Source organism: Methyloceanibacter sp. wino2, assembly GCF_003071365.1.
Lineage (GTDB): Bacteria > Pseudomonadota > Alphaproteobacteria > Rhizobiales > Methyloligellaceae > Methyloceanibacter.
The window spans coordinates 769,842-790,085 of sequence record NZ_CP028960.1 but is presented as its reverse complement, the minus strand read 5'-3'; the positions used below and the strand labels follow the sequence as shown (position 1 = coordinate 790,085).

Sequence of the window (20,244 nt, the reverse complement as noted above, 5' to 3'; positions counted from 1 at the left end):
AAGCAGCGCTCTCCAAAGCACGGGCCCAGCCCAGTCCGGCCGTTCCCTAATTCTGTTCAAGCGACCTAGCCTACCCTGCGACAGGGAAGCAATGCCATGCCAAGGATCGCCTCGGGGTTCACCGCTAACATGGGCTCGAGCTAGCGTGTCTGCTTTGGGTCAAAAGTGGAGTCGGCATGACTCCTGAAAGGCCCGCTCTGTCGTCACTCGCACGTCTTCGTCAAAAGGCGGGGCAATCCCTGTTGCTTCAAGGAAAGTTCGCTGCTTGCTCAGAGAATTTACCTGTTCCGCGCTTAAGGAATATCACCCGCAGTTCGGTCAGGTTGCTGGTATTGAGCATCACCCAGCAGCCCCAGCTCGAGGGCATTCCCTGTATTTTCCCGGTTATCAGGGAACTAAAGAGCAGAGACCCTTTCACTGCGGACTGCCAGCACAGCCACCCAGTCGTGGTATTTCCCGCTCTCTCCGGACTCTCACGGCTGGCCCCGCAGTCCGAACCGATCTATGCATCGGCCGCCTTTCCTGCCAGCAAACATCGGTCGATGGTCACGAGGCGTTGAGCGCAACTGGCTCTCTAGCGCCCGGTGCCAGATGGCATCCGGGAGCGAGTTGGTGCCTGGACAGTCGGCAATTAGCTGAGTTCCACACTGTGTGAGTGCACAAGACGCGCGCCGCATTCCGTGTGCCGGGGACGCGGCATTTCTGTTCGAAGCTTCGCGGTCCATTTTGGATAGCGGCGGGGGTTACGGCAGCGAAAATGCTCGCACGGTCAGCCACATCGATCGGGTGAGATCTGTGCTCGGAAAACGCTTCCGAACGTCACGCCAAGGTTGATACGCCTTGCCGGGACCTGTCGAATTCTTCCTGGCGCAACCTTGCCCACTTGTACGCGTCGGTGATGGACAGCGCATAGATAAACAGTCCGCCGGCAAATCGGCCCATGAGAGACTGATCGGGCGTGGTGAGCTGCACCGTGATATAGCCGAACAGAAGCATGAAAAACACGAACACCAGACCGCGGCTCGGCATGCCGGCCGCGACGTGCCCCGCACCGGGCAAAACGATGGCAAGAGCTAGGACGATATAGGGGTTCACGGGCCGGCGGTCAGAACCGACTCGCGCGAGAATTTCAGGCGGCGGCTTCACGAAGCATCTCCTTGGTTGCACCGGTCTCCAACGCATGCCGCACCGCGATGCAGCGCCGCACGAGATCGACAAAGCGCTCACGATCGAATTGAACGACCTCGAAGCGCGCTTGACGCAGCAAGAGGTAGTCCCCCCGTTGCGCCTCGTCGGCTTGCCAAACGATCCGCACGCCCTTCGGCGTGATCAGAAGCTCCTTCCCCTTGGCCTCGTCGAGGATGTCCAAATGGGGCTGGATCGCCTCCGGCGGCGGGATCTTGTCAGGGTCGTCGGAACGGATCACGGCACGTTCTGGCCAACTCGCCGGCGTATCGAGCCGCTCGGACAACGTGTCGAAAGGCGAGAAGAATTCGGCCCCCGACGGGCGCATCATAATGTCGACAGCACTGCCCGTCGCGACAGGCGCCTGCAGTGTAACCCGCAGCCACAGTGACGGCAGCTTGCGCAGCGCCATGCCGTCGACGACCACATCCGCCCGAATGGGCTCGCCCTCATACGTGCCGGTGATCGTAGGATATCCGAACACGTCGAGGGCGAGCTTGGGGTCGTCGAGGACGGTCTGGCAGTCGTTGAAGAACGCGGCCCTCCGTGCTCGGACCGTTTTCTGATCTTCGCGGTGGCGGTAGGCAAGATATGCCAGCCCCACCACCGCTGTTATGACTGCCAGGACCGTCATGGACGCCTACCGTACGATCGTCACGGGACAATGGGCCCGTGCTGTCACGGCATAGGCCGTCGAGCCCAAGATCATGCGGGACAGGCCCGTATGACCGTGAGATCCCATGACGATGAGATCAGAGCCATGCTGTTCGGCATAAGCCGCGATCGCTTCCGGGACGTTGCGGCTGCTTGCCGTCGCACATGACACGCCGTCCAAGCCCGCCGCTTTGGCCTGCTTGGCGGCGCGCTCGAACTCGGCCCGCGTGATGGCATCGCTGGCCGCCAGGACCTGAGAGTCCCAGAACGGCGAGTTCGCCATATCCTCTTTGGAGACCAGCTCGACCGCAAGGATCGTGAGCGGGACCCCGAGTTCCTTGGCCAAATCAATCGCAAAATCGATTGCTTTGGCCGAGATGGCCGATCCGTCGGCGGCGCATAGGATGTTCTTGATCATGAGTGCCTCCTAGTATCCGCGCGGCCGCGACCACGGCATGGTGAACTGATCGCCCCTCCGGACATACTTGTACCGGTGGAAGACGAACCACAGCGACGCGACGATGTAGAAGCACATCATGGCGAGGAGCTGTGTGCCGTAGCCGAGGAAGGTGGCGAAGTACGTGGTGACGCACAGCAGCAGGAGCACGATCGCCGGCAGTGGATGGAACGGATGCACATAGCCCCGGCGGATGGTGCCGAGCGGCCACTTCTTCCGGAACATCCACATATTGATCGGCATGAACGTGTAGCCGAGCAGCCCCGACAGGATCGAGAAGGTGATGACCTGGTCGAGGAGTCCCGTGAAGGCAAAGCTCACCGCAATCGGGATCAAGAACAGGATCGCCCGGTACGGCGTACGGTAACGCGGATGCACCGCACCGAACCAAAGCGGCATGTAACGATCGCGCCCCATGGAGAACCAGGAGCGAGAGGCATCGTTGATGCAGCCATTGGCCGAGGCGATGGCCGCGAAGAGCGTACCAATGAAGAGGAACACCTGAAGTGCAGGCACGCCGGTGACACGGGCAGCATCATAAAGTGGGGTCGCAGCCTGGCCGAGAAACTCCCAGGGGAGAAGGCCCGTAGCCACGTACCACGTCATGGTCGCTGCAATGAGGAGCGTAATGATGCCGCTCATCGTTCCATAAGGAAGCGAGCGTGCCGGTGACCGCACCTCTTCCGCGGCTTGGCACGTGCCTTCGATCCCAAGGTAGTACCAGATGCCGAACTGGAAGGCCGCGATTACACCGATCCAGCCATACGGCAAATCGGTCAGCAGCTCGCGATGTTGCAGCATTTCTCCGGGGTTCCAGGGCTGAACGCCGAGGAACAGAACGACGATGGAGATAAAAGCGGCGGCGGTGATGACGAAGTTGACCGTCAACGTCATCAGCACACCGCGGTAATTCAACCACGCGAGTGCCGCGATCGTCAGAACCACGAACGGTCGCGGATCGAGGGCATCATGGCCCATTTCACCGGCAACCGCAGTGAGCAGGTCACCCACGACAAGTGCGTCGGCAGCCTCGAGCATGGTGTAGGCCATGACGAGGTACAGTCCGACATTGAAGGCCATGAGCGGCCCCATGATGTGCTTGGCTTGAGCGTATTGCCCGCCCGCGGCGGCGACCGTGGAGGTCACCTCCGAGTCGATCATCGCGACGCAAGTGTAGAGCAAGCCGATGACCCAGCAGGCGATGAGGGAGCCCATGGCGCCGCCCTTGCCCACCGAGAAGTTCCAACCCATGAACTCGCCCACAAGCACAATACCAACGCCCAGGGCCCAAACGTGGGCAGGCCCAAGAACGCGTAAGAGTGAAATTCGCTGCCGGTCCTGACCGGCCGTATCAGTAGATGACATGACGCCGTCCCCCTTGATCAGTGACGCTAGGTCAGTTCGTGCTTTTCGCTTTCGCCCTCGAGCTCACCCTCGCGAGAGGACGTCAACAGCTCCTCGCTGAAGTCTCGATTGACTTGGAGTGCGTCGAAAAGCATCCACAAAAGGAGCAATCCGGAGATGCCCCAGGCGGCGTATTCAAGGATGTTCCACAGATCCATCGACCCCTCCTATTTCTTGTCGCCGAAACGCTCGGCTATGACTTCGCGATATTCCTTGTCCGAGAAGCGGACCAGGAACACGAAGTATCCGAGGATCACCACTGCGGTGATCAGGAGCGCCCAGGGGTTGATCGTGTAGTCGAAACGCGTGGTAATCATCTCGGTGGCCGTCTCCGGCGTGAATCCGAGCTTCTCCCACTGCGTCGCCATCGTCGGGTTTTGACCCAGCGCTTCCCAGGTCGGTTCGTCGACGGTCTTGGTGACGGTGCCTCCGCCGGTCAGGCCCAGAACGAGCGGCGCAAAGAGCACCGCGTAGACCAGCACCAGCAGAAAGACGGAGTCGAAGATTTGTCCGGCCTTGCCTTGCTCGGGCGGCCGATACGCTTTTCTGCTCATTGTCGTATCCCCCTTAAGCCCGTTGCGCGGCCGTGCGCGATTGCCCGGCGCGGGCTTCGCGTGCCGCGTCGAGATGTTTGATGTCGAGGCCGTAGATGAAGTCCTTGTCCTCCTTGTAGTGGCGAATCATCGCCCCAATGGAGGCCGTGTTGAACACGAGGACGGCTCCAGCAGCGCAGCTTAGGACCAGACGAATTGTCGGATCCGGCACGGCCTGCCAAACCATGTAGAGCACGAACAGAACGGTGCACCAGAGCACGGCCACGAAGGTCCATGCTCCCATCCGATCCATTGCGTACATCGCTTCTATACGCTCAGTTAGGCTTCTCATTTTATTCCTCCCATTGCCCCTAGGCGGCATTTCGTCTCAGTCCTGCTTTTCCGCAGGGGAAATTTTTTTTACTGAACGATCAGCTTCGTGCGATACTCAGACACTGTCGACGGCGCAAGGGAGGGATACCTCCCCCTAAAGAGGGAGGCGCTGCCCCAAGAAGAGGGTTGGTGTGTCTCCGACGTACGAGGGAACCTTGAAAACCAGTATTACGACGCCCAACGATCAAGTTGTCTTGCGCACCGGGAACAAGAGACCCATGCACCTACTCATCGCCGATGATCACAGGCTGTTTCGCTCCGGCTTCAAACTGCTCGTAGGGCAGTTGTTTCCGGTCGCCGAGCTATTCGATGCCGGGGATGCGAATGAGGCTTGGGACGTCCTCAACACCGACGAGGAGTTCGACTTGGTCTTCCTCGATCTGGCGATGCCGGGAATGAACGGGACCGCGGGCGTACGGCGCTTCGTCGAGCGGCGCCCCGCCGTTCCCGTCGTCATTCTGTCCGCCCATACCGCGCCTGAGGAAATCGCGGAATGCATGGGGCTCGGCGTGCGCGGCTATATCCCGAAATCGTCGAGCGAAAGCGTGTTGCGCAACGCGGTCGATTTGGTGCTCGCGGGTGAGATTTACGTACCGCGTCACGCGATCGACCAGATTCTCTCCGAGGGAGGCGGCGGCACGGCCGGAGATTTGGAGAACCTCCCGGAAGACAATCCCCTCCGTCAGCTCACGCCCCGTCAGCGCAGCACCCTTGCGTTGATGATCGAGGGCCTGTCGAACAAGGAAATCGCCCGCAGCCTCGGCCTGCTCGAGAGCACCGTGAAAGCGCATGTGAAGGTGATCTTGCGTAAACTCTCGGCTCACAACCGGACGCAAGCGGCTCTAATTGCCGCGGATCTTGGCTGGCCGCGCCGCATTCCGACCCGGCCCTCGTGAGCTTGCCTCACGCGGCGGAGGATACTTTGCCGAGCAACTGATTGATCGTCCGCACCAAGCTTGCGCCATCCACCGGCTTATGGATGAGCCGGCAGCCGCTGGCCTCGGCCTCGGCGATGCGTCCGGGATCGGTATCGCCGGTCACAAGAATACCCGGAATGGTGCGGTTGACCTTGAAGCGCACCGCCGCGATCGCGTCCGAACCTCTGGCGCCGGCCTGCAAACGGTAATCGGCGATGGCCAGCTCTGGCGGGACTTGCGAAGCCGCGACCCGATTGACGAGGCCGTCGATCGTATTGGCCGCAATGACCTGTCCTCCGCATGCGCGAAGCAGCGTCTCCAAGGCGTTCAATTGATGGGGCTCGTCATCGATGACGGCGATGGTGCATCCGGTCAAATCCAGCTGCCCGTCTTCGCGTATCACCTTGAAGGCCTGATTTCCTTGCGCGATGGGGAGTGTGATGGAGAACACGGAACCTTTTCCAGGTTCCGACTGCAACGCAATCGGGGCGCCCATGAGAGCGGCCTTGCGGCGTACGATGGCAAGGCCGAGGCCGGCCCCGCGCCGCCGGTCCCGCGCCGGATTGTCGAGCTGATAGAACTCCTCGAAGATCTTGTCCTGATACTCCGGGGCAATGCCGATGCCGCTGTCCCAGACCTCCACGATGGCGGCGTCACCGCGCACCTTGCACCCGACCAGAACCCGGCCCCGCTCGGTGTACCGCAACGCGTTGGCCAGCAGATTCTGCAGGATACGGGCTAGAATTGCGTGGTCCGCGCGCACGAAGATGCTTCTTGGAACGAAACGGAGGTCCAACCGCCGGTCTTGCGCCTCGCGCTGAAAGCTTTTCTCGAGCATCTCGAAAAGGTCGGCGATGGCGACGTCCGAAAATTCGGGAACGACCACGCCGGCGTCCAGACGCGAAATATCGACGAGGTCTTCTAGCAATTCGTTCCCAGCGTCGAGACAGGTCCGGATGTCCGCTAGGATTTCCTGGCTCGTCTCGTCCGCCTCCCGGCGGGCCAAGGCCGAGACATACATGCTGACCGCCTGAAGGGGCTGGCGCAGGTCGTGGCTCGCGGCGGCGAGAAAGCGGCTCTTCGCCCGGTCCGCCTTCTCGGCATCGACTTTCGCGAGGCGGAGCGCGTCCTCTGCGCTCTTGCGCCATGAGATATCGCGAATGCTGGTCCGCACTCCGAGCCGTTCCCCATCGGGCCCGATCATGGGCTGCCAGGACACGGCCGCCCACCCCACCTGACCGTCCCGACGCTGGATGCGAAACTCGACGTCATTGCCGCTCGTCCCTTCGAGGGCGGACTTGAGAAGGGCCCGCACGGCATCGCGGTCGTCGGGGTGCACGATCTCCAAGGGATAGTCCGGCATCGTTAGGCACGCGTCGACGGAGTACCCGGTCATGCGCTCGACGGCCGGATTGACCCAGCGGACTTGGCCGTCGGGCAGAAACCAAGTTTCCCAGTCGTATGTGTAGTTGGCGACAATCTCAAAGAGATCGGTGCTCAAATGTACCTCCCTGACGCTCCCGCTACCCCGACCGGGGGAGGCCTCCCCCGTCCGGGTTCCGGTAACTCCACTTGCGCCAATTGCCGCCAGCGGGAGCACCGCGCAATGTGCAACGTGTAACCACCCTAATAGGGACTTTAGCGCTGTCAGGGGGCACACAGCTTCCCGGCAGCGCTTCTTTTTTTGCAAGGAGAACTGAAGCTCAATTTGGGGGGCAGCTCAATGGCTTCAATCGCAGCCGCAGCAAAAGAGGGTGTCGGCGGATCCAATCTTCATCGCGTCATCGGCTGGAAGGACGCGTTCTGGGTCGCGAGCGGTGTTCCAGCGCTCGTACTGTTCTCGATCGGCGGCATCGCCGCCACGGTTGGCACTCCTTCTGTCCTCGTTTGGACTCTTTCGGTCCTCTTCGGCTTTATTCAGGCTTTCACCTACGCTGAAATTGCCGGGCTGTTCCCGAACAAATCGGGTGGTGCTTCTGTCTACGGCGCGGCAGCCTGGGTTCGCTACAGCCGGCTCATCGCGCCATTGTCGGTGTGGTGCAACTGGCTCGCCTGGACACCCGTTCTTGCCATCGGTTGCGGCATTGCGGCGGGCTACATTCTGACGGCTCTCTTTCCGCCGGAAGCAGCTATCAGAACCTGGGAAATCCAACTCGTAGACCTATCCTTCTTCAAAGAGGATCTCAGTCTACGGCTCAACTCCACCTTCTTTATCGGCGCGCTCCTGATGCTGATCTCGTTTGGCATTCAGCACCGTGGCATCCTCTCTACCGCCAAGGTGCAGACCATCGTCGGCGCATCCGTACTCATACCGCTTCTGATTATCGGGATCGTCCCTCTGGTTACGGGCGACGTATCGATGCAGGCGTTTCAGCCATTTGCGCCGGGCACGGATGTCGCGACAGCTGCTTGGGACAAGGCCGGTATCGCTCTGTTCTGCGGCGGCCTTTTCATCGCCGCATGGTCGGCATACGCCTTCGAGACGGCGATTTGCTACACGAGTGAGTTCAAAAACCCCGCAACGGATACCTACAAGGCAATCCTCTATTCGGGTCTGCTGTGTATCGCCGTTTACGTCCTAGTGCCGCTGTCCTTTCAGGGAGCGCTTGGTCTTGCAGGCGTGATCGCGCCTGGCATCGTCGACGGTTCCGGCGTGGCGCAAGCCATGGCTGCGATGGTCGGCGGTGGCGCATTCATCACCAATCTGCTCGTGGTAATGCTCCTGCTGGCCCTGATGCTGGCGATCACCACCGCAATGGCCGGCAGCTCGCGGACTCTCTATCAGGGCTCCGTCGACGGCTGGCTGCCGCGCTATCTCAGCCGGGTCAACAAGAACGGCGCGCCGACCAACGGCATGGCAACCGACCTTGGCTTCAACCTGATCCTGCTCTTGATGTCGGACTACCTGTTCGTGCTCGCAGTCTCGAACGTCTGCTACATCGTGTTCAACTTCCTCAACCTCAACGCGGGCTGGATCCATCGTATCGACAACGCTCACGTGAAACGGCCTTGGCGTGCGCCGACTGTGCTCCTCGCCGCGGGCGTGCTTCTGGCGTTCGTCAATGCCTTCCTGCTTGGCGCCGGCGCGGACGTCTGGGGTTCGGGTACGCTGATCGCTGGTGCTATTGCCATTGGGCTGGTTATTCCGGTCTTCATCTACCGGCACTACATCCAGGATCGAGGTGTGTTCCCGCCTGAAATGCTGGCGGACCTTTCCGTTGATGGAAAGACCATCAGCGATCCGAAAGCGGGTTTGCTGCCTTATGTGGCGCTCGCGGGTGGCGTTCTCTCGGCTACGATCGCCTACATCATTTTCTGGACGTGAGGCCTGCGCGCTCGGACGTGTCCGCTCCATGCCAATAGCTGACCTCAAGAGGTAGCCTCGGACCCGGTACCGACACCACGCGTGACTAGACGAGACTCGTGAATAGACGAGGCCCGTTTCGCGCGAACCGCTTTAGCGAGCCCGCGATCATTGAGACCATCGCTCTTGAGGTGGCGTCTCAAGGATCGCTCGCTAGTGCCGAGCCGTGCTGCAGTGCCGTCTACTCAGATGCGCCCGTCCTCCATGGGCTTTTGGTGCACAAGTGAGCCGTTGAAGGGCAATGACAGCGCCGCAAACGCTATAGTGTAGGCCCTGAGCATTTGTCTCCACTCGGTTTTTGCTAGTGTCAGCCGGCCAATCGGCAAACATGTGCTTTGTCACGACCCCGAAGGGCGGTGTCCATTTGGTGTCGGTGCCGGGCCTAAGATCTGACTGCCGGAAGGGCAGGATTCGATGACCTATTCGATACTCGCTCGTGACCCGAAAACGGGAGAGATGGGCGTCGCGACCCAATCTCAGGCCTTTGCCGTCGGCCACAGCGTGCCATGGACCATGCCTGGCTTCGGGGTCATCGCGACCCAGTCGATGGGCGAACCGGCCTACGGCGACTTAGGTCTCGATGCGCTCCGGGCGGGGCTCACCGCCAGTGAGGCGCTCACCGCGATTAGCAGCATCGATGCCCACCCGGAACGGCGGCAGGTCGCGATGATCGACGGCGACGGCCGAATGGCCGCCTACACCGGGAGCGCCTGCATCGCCGAAGCTGGCCACGCATTTGGTGACACCTGCATCGCCGTGGCGAACATGATGCGGACCAACGGTGTATGGGACGCCATGGTCGAGGCGTTCGAGCGCGGCTCCGGCACACTCGCAACGCGGCTGATGGCGGCGCTGCACGCGGCCGAGAAGGCCGGTGGCGATTTTCGCGGACAGCGCTCGGCGGCCATCAAAGTGGTCAGGGCGACGCGCAGCGGACGACCCTGGCGCGACAGCGTGGTGGATCTGCGGGTCGACGACCATGAGACGCCCGTCGATCGCCTCGACGCTCTCGTCGAAAGGAGTGCGCGGTATAACCGGATGGTCTCGGCCTTCGAGCGGGCACTCGACGGGCAGGCTTCGCAGGCTCTTGCAGACGTGGTCGACATGCCGGTCGCGAAGACGAAGAGCGACGCTGACCTGCAGATGTGGCGCGCGGCAATTCTCACCCTTGCTGGACGGGAGGAAGAGGCTTCGTCCGCGTTGGCAACCCTCAACGAGTACGCACCGGAATTCGTCGACGTCTTCCGGCACCTTGAGACGACCGGCCTCGTAGACGAGCCGGCGGCTTGGAAGCGCGTCTTGCCCGGCAAATGAAACACGGATGGAGCAGGCTCTCTGCTGGCAACTTCTTAGACGTCGGCTGGGCCGCATGGTTTCGTCGGCTGCGCCAGCCACCGAACGAATGACATGACCGCTACCAGATCGATCACCACACGTAGCGCGCTACTGCTGATGCTGCTGGCGCTCGTCTTCCTGATCGCGGCTTCGATTCTAATCGTCGTGGACCTTGGTGCGCGACGAACCATCCGCGACCTGTCGCAGCGCTACATCGACCAGTCTGCCGACCAGGTGCAGTCTGAGATGAGCCACTTTTTTGGCTCCATCGAAGAATTCCTGAATGTATCGAGAACCTGGTGGGAGTCCGGTCTCCTCGACTACAACGGTCGCGACGACCTCCAACGCCTGAACTCATTGTACATGCCGCTCCTGGATCGGCACCGCCAGATCACGTCGATGATGCTCGTTCGGGATGATGGTCTTGAGTACCTCTTGTTCCGCGATCTGCGGGGTGGCGATGATTACGAATGGTACAATCGGCTTGTATGGGCGGACAAAGGCCCTGCAGCCGGCTATGTGGTGACATGGACGGGCGATCTGCAACTCTACTCGGAAGAGCCGCTGCCGGATGACGCACTGGACTACGACCCTCGACGTCGGCCTTTCTATATTGGAGCGGAGCTCGAGAGCACCCATTGGACTTCGCCCTACTACTTCTTCATCACCAAAGACGCCGGTCTGACGGTCTCCCAGAAGTGGCGTGATCAAGCCTCGGGACAAACAAGACTGGTCGCGTTCGATCTCCTACTCAGGGATCTGTCCGAATTCACGTCTGGTCTCCATCCCAGTCCGAACGGAACAGCTTTCGTACTCCACAGCGATGGCTCCTTGATTGGTCTTCCGGCAGATGCGCGCTGGACCGATTCAGCTGAAATTCGCGACGTCCTGCGGAAGGCGTCTGGCCAAGCCGACTCCGACCGGGTCGCCACCCTTCTGACGGCGGAGGAACTGGATCTGGATGTTATCCGGGATGCAGTCTCGACCTGGCGTAGCAGCGGGCGCCGTCCGCAGGAGGTGTTCAGTTTTGAAAGTGATGGCGATGCGTGGTGGGGAGGATTCCGGCAGTTCCGGTTGCAGGACCAGCTGCTGTGGATAGGCGTAGCGGTTCCCGAGCATGATTTCTTGGGCGAGGCCCAGCGTCAACGGCACTGGGTTCTCGCGGTTTCGGCGGCTGCTGTGGTGTTGGCACTGTTGTTGGCCGGTATCGCCGCCCGCTATTTTAGCCGCCCCCTGGAGGCTCTTGCGGAACAGAGCGTAAAGATCCGCGACTTGAACCTGGCGGACGCCCCTCAGATCAAGTCCGGCGTTCGCGAAATCGATCAGCTGGCGGAAGCGCAGTCTCAGATGCTGACCGGTATTCGATCGTTCTCGCGCTATGTCTCTGTCGCTCTTGTCCGCGACCTGGTCCGTAGAGGCGAGGTCGCAATGATCGGAGGAAAGAGAACCAGCCTCACCGTGCTCTTCACAGACATAAGGGACTTCACAAGCATTGCTGAGAGCATGGGCCCCGAAGATCTTACACACCACATGTCGGCCTATTTCCAACTCATGATCTCAGCGCTACAGAGCGAGCGCGGCACCGTCGACAAGATCGTAGGCGACGGCATCGTCGCTTTTTGGGGAGCGCCGGATCCGCTTGAAGATCACGCAGCCCATGCGGTTTCCGCAGTCCTGAAATGCGAGCGTTTGCTTCGGGATCAGAATTCTCGATGGCAGGATAGCGATCGACCGGCCCTAACCACGCATTTCGGTCTCTGCACGGGGGAAGCCGTGGTCGGCAATGTGGGGGCGCCGGAGCGGCTCAGCTACACAGCGCTCGGGGACACGGTCAATACGGCAAGCCGGCTTGAAGCACTCAATGTCCGCTATGGAACGAGAGCGCTCGCCACGGAGTCCGTCGTCTCCGCGTCCGGCTCCACGTTCGCCTGGCGACGGATCGACCGTGTGAGAATGAAGGGCAAGGCTGTAGCCGTCGACATCTACGAACCGCTTGGTGAAACGGCGCAGGTCTCGGAGGCAGTCCGCGAGCGGGCCAAGGCGTATGAGGCTGCCTTGCACCTCTCCACCGAACGCCGCTTCGCGGAGGCAGTGGACCTTCTCGAGTCAGTGTTGACCGCCGATCCGCATGATGGCCCCTCGCTCCGACTGCGCGAGCTGTGTCGCGAGTGGATCGACAAGCCGCCGCCCGAAGATTGGGATGGTGTGACGCTCTATGCTGAAAAATGAGCTGCACTCAGGGGCTGTCGGAGCACTGCTTCCTGGTCAGGCCGCTTGAATCACGGCCATGGCGCAATCGCATAACCGCCCTGGGTCAAAAACGGATCCATAGTCAGACTTTTCCGCGCTTGCACGCCCCTGACGCCTCCGTCGCGCGAGCGCCGTAGCAGCGCCTAGCGACAGACTCCTTCGCGTGGGATGGACGGCATTAGGAGAGGACGCTGACCGCCAGATTGCGTGGCGCGCAACCCCAAGGGCCTGTCAGACACAGCGGCGTGGAGCCTGAAACGAAGGCCAGACCGCATGAGACAGTCTGTCAAGCACCAACCTATTTGCAGCCTTAGAAGAACAATAATTTATTAATCTATAGAGGGTGCCGGGATACGAGCCCGCACGCCTTCCGGCAGCGTCATAAGCCCTGTTAAGCGGCGCTAGACAATGCAACATACTGATAAACAGAGATAAAATAGATGTGGCATCTTTGCCACTGGGTGCGACGATTTTGCCTAACCCGGCGGCAAAACCGGGCCGGAGCGCTGGACATATCATATAAGATAAAAGAATATGAATAATCATTAATCAAAGATTCGAATGGGACGCTCGGCCTCATTCGGGAAAATGTTTCGACAAGGGGGAACGTCAATGTCGGAGAAGCGTGCCAAGAGGATCCGCTCGAGGAGGGTCTCATTTTCAATCGTCCTGGCGGGGGTGCTTGCTCTTGTTGCTGGCATGCCGGCGTCAGCACTCGCTGACCCAGTGAGCCCTCCAGGCTGGACCTCAAACATTCCGCTGGGCATGCCACTGCCGCAGGGAGTGTATTTCATCAACGAGGCCTACTACATGGAACGGTCCGGGGACATGATACCGGGCGTCGATGAAGTGGATGCCGTCGTGAACATTCCGGTCCTCGCTTGGTCGACGCCGTACGAGGTCCTCGGCGGCCGTTTCGAGGCGATCGTGTTCACGCCGCAATTGGGCGTCGGCGTCAATCCCGGTGCCACCAACGGGTCGTCTCTTTGGGCGCGCGACTTCTACAATCCGGCAGGCCTCTTCGGCGTGGCTTGGGATCTCGGCGGGGGCTGGAGCGTCTCCAATTTCGTCGGCGGCTTTACCCCCGTCGACACGTTCATCGGCAATTATCTCGGGGGCAACTTCTGGACCTTTGCCGATCTGTTGGGCGTGGCCTACGCGACCAATGGCTGGGTCTTCAGCGCGAACTTCATTTATCTCTATAGCGGAGAGGACCTCGACACGGGGATTCGCACGCAGCCCTCGACGTTGGACGTCGACTTCGCTGCCGTGAAGCACGTGAACAACTGGCAGTTCGGGTTGATCGGAAGCGCGTCCACGGACATCAGTGAGGCCGCCCGGAACAATTGGGGGGACGACGAATACAGTCAGTTCTCCCTCGGCGGGCTGGTTGGCTACACCTTCGGTTCGGTTACGACGGAAGTCTTTGCCACGCGCAGCCTTGCGGCAAACAACCAGACCTTCGGCGGCAAAGATACGCGCATTTCGGCGCGCGTCACGGTTCCGTTGTTCAATCCTCCGGCTCCGGCGGCAGCTGGCATGAAGTGATCGAATCGCGCCTGCTGACGCTTAACTGACGGCGTTTCGGCCCGGGGTCATGAATTCCCGGTGCCGGAACGCCGTTTCTTTTTGTGCCTCGCCCGCCATGGGCACGACCGTGACCCAACCGCTTCGGCTCCAATTGGGAATACATTCGGAGGCACCCGAGCAGCCTTACTTTCAAAAAACCGCAATTCACCAAGAACATTGAGAGTCAGGTGGTCATTTGGCAACTGGCTATCTCTGCGGGTATAAAAGTAAGCTTAGAAAGACTTCGAAGTTACGCAAAGCAAGAATTGCTCTTCGGAACATATACTTTGCAAATCCCAAATATGCGCCATGAGGTGCGGCCCCACTATACATTGCGCGTGATCGCCTAAGCTTTCCTGCGTTCCAGTGCGGCGGGATGACAGTTGACTAGGGGCCCTCCGTAAGCGAAGCATTCTTCGCACCACACTCCCATCACGCGGAATCGAGTGAAGCTTATTTGCTGATGGGCCTGGGGGCAGGGGGCTTTAAGATGGGTCAATGCCTCGCGAACGAGGCGCCAGCAAAATTGCTGCGACAAGAATTGGCAACGTCCGGAACACTGGGCTGTTCTCTAGGAGCACACTTGTGAACGACAATAATAACGAATGTGGGAGCGAGTGGGCCCGCGCAACTGCAGCCGGCCCTCCGCTGCTTCTAGACCCCGCGCCGGACTTCAGCGCTCGCACGACGATGGGCGAGCGGTCATTGTCGTCATATCGCGGAAAATGGCTGCTTCTGTTTTCTCATCCCGCCGACTTCACGCCTGTCTGCGCGAGCGAGTTTATCGCGTTCGCGAAAGCCGCGGACCGGTTTCGGGCGCTGGATTGTGAGTTGCTCGCGCTGTCGGTCGACAGCCTGTTCTCTCATTTGGCGTGGATTCACAGCATCCAGCGGCAGTTCGGCGTGAAGATCACCTTTCCGATCATCGAGGATCCTTCGATGATGGTCGCCAGAGCATACGGCATGATCGCACCGCAAGCGCGGGACAGCGCGCTCGTGCGGGCCGCGTTCCTGATCGATCGGGCCGGCATCATTCGCGCCATCATCTGGTATCCGATGACGACCGGACGGAATGTCGAGGAACTGTTGCGCCTTCTGACCGCGCTCCAAGTCACCGATGAGCACGGTGTTTCGACGCCTGAGGGCTGGCAACCGGGACAGGATGTCCTCCTCCCGGTCCCGATCAACCTCGATACAATCGAAGAAGATCAAGAGTTGGGTTCAGACTGGTACTTCAGGCTGTCGCCGCCGCCCGATACTGGCGGATCAAAAAGGAACAAGTGACAAGAATGGCCAAGGAAATCGACGCCACTGCTGCCGCCGCCTGGCTGAAAGCTGTGAGCAATCCCGCGCGCCTGCGGATCGTGTTCTGCCTCCTGAAAGGCGAGACATCCGTCGCGGAGCTCGAGCGACAGCTCAAGATTCGGCAGCCCAATCTGTCCCAGCACCTGGCGGAACTGCGCAATGCCAAGATCGCGGTGGCACGTCGGGAGTTCAAATCCGCCTACTACAGCTTGGCAAGCGATGAGGCCCGCCGGTTTGCCAGCGGGCTGATGGAGATTTTCGGCGGCAGCTCCGCTCGGCCGATCGTTTCCGAGCCTCGACGCGAATCCAATGTGTCCAATCAGGCGGCCGTGTTCGTACGGCTCCACGCAAGCTAAGCTTTGACGAGGCTTGCAGCTCCTTTCAAGCAGGTCCGTTCAAGAGGGGTCTCGCGACCCGACCGTTCCAAACGCTAGTGGCTGATGCCCGTCGCGATGGCGCGGGTCTCTAGGGCCCGCCGAGAGCGCCCCACAGTCCTTCCCGAAGTCACCAGCATGATGGCCGCGAGCCCGGACTGAGACTCGCGGCCATGTGGGTTCTGGAGAAGATAGGTTGCCCTTTCGAGCAACTATAGTTTTCATATATCGAAATTATTAAGTCAAGACATTAACGGCTAGATTGACATCCGATCGGGGTGGCGGGTCGGCGCCCTCGATAGTCTGCCGCCCCGCAAGCCAGCCGGCAGTCAATCAGGCGATCGCTGGCGAGGGCGCTTCCGGCCCCGTTGTTCGTCTGCCTGCCGTGGCCCTGGATCTCAGTCCGCGATGGATCGCCGGCTGCGGTTCGTCTTGTTTGAAGCCATTCTCGCAACAAGACACAAAGCAGCACGAGTCCCCGGAATCAATTGGTTTTCAGCCATTTCTATAGCTTTGAGCGCGGCGTTCCCGCAGCCTTGGCCCTGCGCTGCTGTGCCGTCTCCCGACGTAATGGCCTAGCCGGCGATTTCGGTTCGCGTGGTTCGCGACAATCGATAATGCGGCCCTGCGGGGACTGCATCGTTCTCCAGCCTTGCGGAGAATATGAAGCCCGTTCGCCTCCGCGGAAGAATCGCCCCGAACGCAATCGGAACACCAATTTCCAGAGGGCTCGATTGATCTTCGGTCAATTGACTTTAAACATTTGTATAGCGTAAAGTGTAATGTGTGCGCCGTCGAGTGCACTTGAACAACGGAATCCGCCGCGGCAACCTTCGAATGCAGGGTCGCGGTGAAATTATCCACCAACGGAGGAACCCCAAAATGACAAGGCATCGCTTGACGGCCATCTTCATGGCGTCAATCGTTTCGTTTGCCCCGCTCTCGCTCAGCCACGTTGCCAAGGCTGACGAGACGTGCAACTCGCCCTACACGAATGCTCTCATCAAAGGGCAGGAAAAGTACCTGCAAGTTTGGACGCTGGGCATCGAGGGCATGGGCGACGAGAGCGACAAGCTCGTCACGATTGATGTCGACCCCGAGTCCAAGACCTATGGCAAGGTCGTGAACACCCTGTCGGTCGGCGGCCGCGGCGAGGCCCATCACGTCGGCTTTTCCGATGATCGCAAATACATGTGGTCCGGTCGCCTCGACGACAACAAGATCTTTATCTTTGACGTCGGCACCGACCCTGCCAATCCGAAACTCGTCAAAACGATCGACGATTTCACAGACCAAACGGGTTATGTGGGGCCGCACACTTTTTATGCCCTCCCTGGCCGCATGCTGATTCAGGCGCTCTCCAACGTGGACGACCATGGCGGCGAGACCGGCTTGGCCGTTTACAACAACAAGGGCGAGTTCATCTCGAAGCACCCCATGCCGACGACCGATGGTGGCGACGGCTATGGCTACGACATCGGCATCAACCCGTCGAAGAACGTGCTGCTGACATCGAGTTTCACCGGGTGGAACAACTACATGATGGACTTCGGCAAGATGCTCAAAGACGAAGAAGCCATGAAGAACTTCGGAAAGTCGATGGTCATTTGGAATCTGAAGTCCATGAAGCCGGAGAAGATCTTTGAGGTCCCCGGTGCGCCGCTCGAGATTCGCTGGTCCTTGAAGGAAGGGGACGATTGGGCGCTGACGGCTACCGCTTTGACGTCGAAGCTGTGGCTGATCAAGCGCGACGACAATGGCGAGTGGCAGGCGAAGCCTGTCGCCGATGTCGGCGATCCCTCCAAGATTCCGCTTCCTGTCGACATCTCGATCTCGGCCGACGCCAAGCAGCTCTGGGTCAACACGTTCCTCGATGGGACGACGCGTCTTTTCGATATCACCGATCCCGAGAAGCCCGTGCAGATCTATGAGAAGAAGATGGGCAATCAGGTGAACATGGTTTCCCAGAGCTGGGACGGTAAGCGCGTCTATTTCACCACCTCTCTCTTGGCCAACTGGGACAAGAAGGGCGAGGAGAACGATCAGTTCCTCAAGGCCTTCGAATGGGACGGCAAGGAGCTCGTGCAGAAGTTCGAGGTCGACTTCATCGAGGAGAAGCTCGGGCGCGCTCACCACATGAAGTTCACCGGCGGACCGCTTTCTCCGACCGGCTATCCCACGGGTGTTACCGACCCCGCGTCGATGTAGTCGCCATACCGACATGCATCGATCCCTAGGATATGTACGAACGGGCATTTGCTTGCCCCTCGTTCGCCAAGTCCTAGCGCTGATCCTGCTTCCTGCCGTTCTGTTCGGAGCGGCAGGAAGTGCCCTTTCAAAGGACAACGCAGGCTTGATCCCTTATCCGGAGCCCGGCACCTACGAGCTCGGGAAGATTCAGGAGGTACCTTTCAGCGTGGTCATCGACGGCTCGGGCTATCCCAAGCTCCTGTCGAGCTATACGACCGGCAAGATCACGCTCATGACGTTCTTCTACGCGCTGTGTACGGACCCGACCGGCTGTCCGCTGCTTTGGAACGCCTTCTTCGAAGTTCGCGACAAGATCGCGGAAGACCCCGAGCTTCGCGACGAGGTTCAACTCGTCTTCTACAGCTTCGATCCAAAGCACGACGTGCCGCAGACGTTGCAGCTCTTCGAGGACCTTGAGAACAAGGGCAACGCGCCGGTACCCTGGTACTTCGTCACGTCGTGGACGGACTATTTTTTGAAGTCGACACTCGAGGACTTTGGACAGCCCATCTACGCTGACAAGGACTCGCGTGGCCGTATCATCATCAACCACTCCTTGAAGGTGTTCTTGATTGATCCAGATGGCTGGGTCCGGGAGATCTACGCATCCAACTTTCTGGATCCTGGTGTTATCCTCAATGATATCAAGACCCTTGTGATGGAAGAACGCGGGCAAAGCATTGGTCAATAGATTCTCAGCGGCAGCCGCCACGCTCGTGGCGGCTGCATTCGTCCTATCGGCCGGCTTTGCGGACGATACTGCGAAGCGGTCAGACGCCGGTTCTGGCAACGTCCCTCCTTTGGGGTTGCCGCCATTGCCTGTGCCGCCGGCGGATCCGGTCGTGGTGGAGTTGGGGCACAAGCTGTTTTTCGATCGCCGTCTTTCGATCAACAACACCATGTCCTGCGGCATGTGCCACATCGAGGCCCAGGCGTTCACGTCGAACCAGCTCGGCTCCTCCGTGGGCATGGAAGGCAGGAGCCTCAAACGGAACGCGCCGTCGCTCTTCAATGTCGCCTACGAGACGAGCTTGTTCCGAGACGGTCGCGAGACGCATCTCGAGACACAGGCCTGGGCCCCCATCCTCGATCACCACGAGATAGCCGCCCCGTCCATTGGCTGGGTGCTGGACCGGATCGAGTCCTTGCCGAACTACAAGGGATCTTTCGAGGAGGCCTTTCCAGGCCGGGGAATCAGCATGAACACGGTTGGCGAAGCCTTGGCTGCCTATGAGCGGTCTCTGCTTCTCGGCAATTCACGCTTCGATCGCTGGCGTTACGGCGGTGAGGACGACGCATTGACGGCCGAGGAACAGCGCGGCTTCGCGCTGTTCACGGGTAAGGCGGGCTGCTCCGGGTGTCACACGATCAGTTCGGAGTCGGCTCTGCTGTCAGACGGAAAATTCCACGACACGGGTTTGGGCTATACGCGGACAATGGATCGCGGTAAGCGCCATGATCGCCACTACAAGATTCAATTGGCGCCAGGCACGTACACGTCGCGGAGCGAACAGCAGCTCAGCGCGATCAGTAATCCCATCCCGAACGATCTGGGGCGCTATGAGGTCACGCGAGACCCGGCCGATCGTTGGACCTTCAAGACGCCGACCTTGAGGAATGTCGCGATCACCGGACCCTATATGCACGATGGCTCGTTCGGCACCCTCATGGAAGTCGTCGAGTACTATGACAGAGGCGGGGACTACAGTCCTAACAAGAGCGGACTGGTCCAGCCTCTCAACCTCGACGACGGTGATAAGCAGGCTCTCGTCGCGTTCCTCAAGTCCTTGACGGGCGAACGTCCGGCCAACGAGGCGAGCGCGGACGTTGCCGATAAGTACAAGTACTAACGAGGATCAGTCGTCACGCAGCGCTGCGTACTGCTCGTCGGACAGCAGCGCCGACAATTGCGACGGGTCCGTCAATTTGATGCGCAAAATCCAACCCCCGCCTTGAGGGTCCTCGTTGATCAGCGCGATCTCTTCCTGGAGCTGCTCGTTCGTCTCGATCACGGTGCCGCACACGGGAGCGATGAGGTCTGAAACGACCTTCATCGATTCCACCACGCCGAACGGCACGCCTTGCACGATTTCGGACCCGATGTCCGGGAAATCGACAAAGACGATGTCGCCGAGTTGGCCCTTGGCGTAGTTGCTGATGCCGACCAGCATGTGGTGGTCGTCAATCTTGCGGACCCACAGGTGCTCGCTGTGGAAAAGGTAGTTCTGCTGCTGTTCCATTGGTTTCGTCTCCC

At 60.0% G+C, this 20,244-nt stretch carries 19 protein-coding genes; 10 read left to right on the top strand and 9 right to left on the bottom strand.

The features are described 5' to 3' along the window. Positions 1–819 precede the first annotated feature (819 nt). The 7 genes from DCY11_RS03670 to DCY11_RS03645 are packed head-to-tail and all read right to left on the bottom strand — an operon-like array spanning position 820 to position 4,585. Entirely contained in the window at positions 820–1,146 is a 327-nt protein-coding gene (locus DCY11_RS03670; RefSeq protein WP_245409435.1) for a hypothetical protein, read from the bottom strand. Beyond that, a complete protein-coding gene (locus DCY11_RS03665; RefSeq protein WP_108681304.1) occupies positions 1,130–1,819 on the bottom strand; it encodes a hypothetical protein in 690 nt (229 codons plus the stop codon). The genes DCY11_RS03670 and DCY11_RS03665 overlap by 17 nt, the downstream gene beginning before the upstream one ends. Before the next feature lie 6 nt (positions 1,820–1,825). Continuing rightward, positions 1,826–2,257, bottom strand: coding sequence for a universal stress protein (locus tag DCY11_RS03660; RefSeq protein ID WP_108681303.1), 432 nt, complete (start codon positions 2,255–2,257; stop codon positions 1,826–1,828). 9 nt (positions 2,258–2,266) lie between these two features. After that, positions 2,267–3,661 (bottom strand): APC family permease, encoded by a 1,395-nt coding sequence (locus DCY11_RS03655; protein WP_108681302.1) that lies wholly within the window; start codon positions 3,659–3,661, stop codon positions 2,267–2,269. Positions 3,662–3,687: 26 nt separating this feature from the next. Beyond that, positions 3,688–3,858, bottom strand: coding sequence for a hypothetical protein (locus DCY11_RS15655; protein WP_162273589.1), 171 nt, complete (start codon positions 3,856–3,858; stop codon positions 3,688–3,690). 9 nt (positions 3,859–3,867) lie between these two features. Continuing rightward, positions 3,868–4,254 (bottom strand): hypothetical protein, encoded by a 387-nt coding sequence (locus DCY11_RS03650; protein ID WP_108681301.1) that lies wholly within the window; start codon positions 4,252–4,254, stop codon positions 3,868–3,870. A gap of 13 nt (positions 4,255–4,267) precedes the next feature. After that, positions 4,268–4,585 carry a hypothetical protein gene (locus tag DCY11_RS03645; RefSeq protein ID WP_108683653.1) on the bottom strand — a complete coding sequence of 106 codons (318 nt, stop codon included), beginning with the start codon at positions 4,583–4,585 and terminating at the stop codon, positions 4,268–4,270. A gap of 259 nt (positions 4,586–4,844) precedes the next feature. Here DCY11_RS03645 and DCY11_RS03640 point away from each other — a divergent pair, with 259 nt between their 5' ends. Continuing rightward, on the top strand, positions 4,845–5,522 hold the full coding sequence (locus DCY11_RS03640; RefSeq protein WP_108681300.1) for a response regulator transcription factor: 678 nt from the start codon (positions 4,845–4,847) through the stop codon (positions 5,520–5,522). Positions 5,523–5,529: 7 nt separating this feature from the next. Here the strand turns inward: DCY11_RS03640 and DCY11_RS03635 are convergent, their stop codons facing one another. Continuing rightward, positions 5,530–7,044 carry an ATP-binding protein gene (locus tag DCY11_RS03635; RefSeq protein ID WP_108681299.1) on the bottom strand — a complete coding sequence of 505 codons (1,515 nt, stop codon included), beginning with the start codon at positions 7,042–7,044 and terminating at the stop codon, positions 5,530–5,532. A gap of 222 nt (positions 7,045–7,266) precedes the next feature. On the opposite strand from DCY11_RS03635, the gene DCY11_RS03630 reads away from it, so the two are divergent. The 9 genes from DCY11_RS03630 (at position 7,267) to DCY11_RS03590 (ending at position 19,840) form a co-directional block, all read left to right on the top strand. Next, positions 7,267–8,868, top strand: coding sequence for an APC family permease (locus tag DCY11_RS03630; RefSeq protein WP_108681298.1), 1,602 nt, complete (start codon positions 7,267–7,269; stop codon positions 8,866–8,868). A gap of 453 nt (positions 8,869–9,321) precedes the next feature. Continuing rightward, on the top strand, positions 9,322–10,221 hold the full coding sequence (locus tag DCY11_RS03625) for a DUF1028 domain-containing protein (protein WP_108681297.1): 900 nt from the start codon (positions 9,322–9,324) through the stop codon (positions 10,219–10,221). A gap of 138 nt (positions 10,222–10,359) precedes the next feature. After that, a complete protein-coding gene (locus tag DCY11_RS03620; protein WP_159079772.1) occupies positions 10,360–12,471 on the top strand; it encodes an adenylate/guanylate cyclase domain-containing protein in 2,112 nt (703 codons plus the stop codon). A gap of 786 nt (positions 12,472–13,257) precedes the next feature. Then, positions 13,258–14,040 carry a transporter gene (locus tag DCY11_RS03615; protein WP_245409434.1) on the top strand — a complete coding sequence of 261 codons (783 nt, stop codon included), beginning with the start codon at positions 13,258–13,260 and terminating at the stop codon, positions 14,038–14,040. A 711-nt stretch (positions 14,041–14,751) separates the two neighbouring features. Then, a complete protein-coding gene (locus tag DCY11_RS03610) occupies positions 14,752–15,345 on the top strand; it encodes a peroxiredoxin (protein WP_245409496.1) in 594 nt (197 codons plus the stop codon). Positions 15,346–15,350: 5 nt separating this feature from the next. Next, complete coding sequence (locus tag DCY11_RS03605; protein ID WP_108681293.1) at positions 15,351–15,722, top strand: helix-turn-helix transcriptional regulator; 372 nt, start codon at positions 15,351–15,353, stop codon at positions 15,720–15,722. A 900-nt stretch (positions 15,723–16,622) separates the two neighbouring features. After that, a complete protein-coding gene (locus tag DCY11_RS03600; RefSeq protein ID WP_108681292.1) occupies positions 16,623–17,948 on the top strand; it encodes a selenium-binding protein SBP56-related protein in 1,326 nt (441 codons plus the stop codon). A 145-nt stretch (positions 17,949–18,093) separates the two neighbouring features. Beyond that, a complete protein-coding gene (locus tag DCY11_RS03595; protein ID WP_159079771.1) occupies positions 18,094–18,681 on the top strand; it encodes an SCO family protein in 588 nt (195 codons plus the stop codon). Positions 18,682–18,811: 130 nt separating this feature from the next. Continuing rightward, the gene (locus DCY11_RS03590; RefSeq protein ID WP_245409495.1) at positions 18,812–19,840 is read left to right on the top strand and encodes a cytochrome-c peroxidase; all 1,029 of its coding nucleotides are present in this window, start codon (positions 18,812–18,814) and stop codon (positions 19,838–19,840) included. A 6-nt stretch (positions 19,841–19,846) separates the two neighbouring features. Here DCY11_RS03590 and gcvH read toward each other — a convergent pair whose 3' ends face one another. Then, a complete protein-coding gene (gene gcvH, locus DCY11_RS03585) occupies positions 19,847–20,230 on the bottom strand; it encodes a glycine cleavage system protein GcvH (RefSeq protein WP_108681289.1) in 384 nt (127 codons plus the stop codon). Between the last annotated feature and the right edge of the window lie 14 nt (positions 20,231–20,244).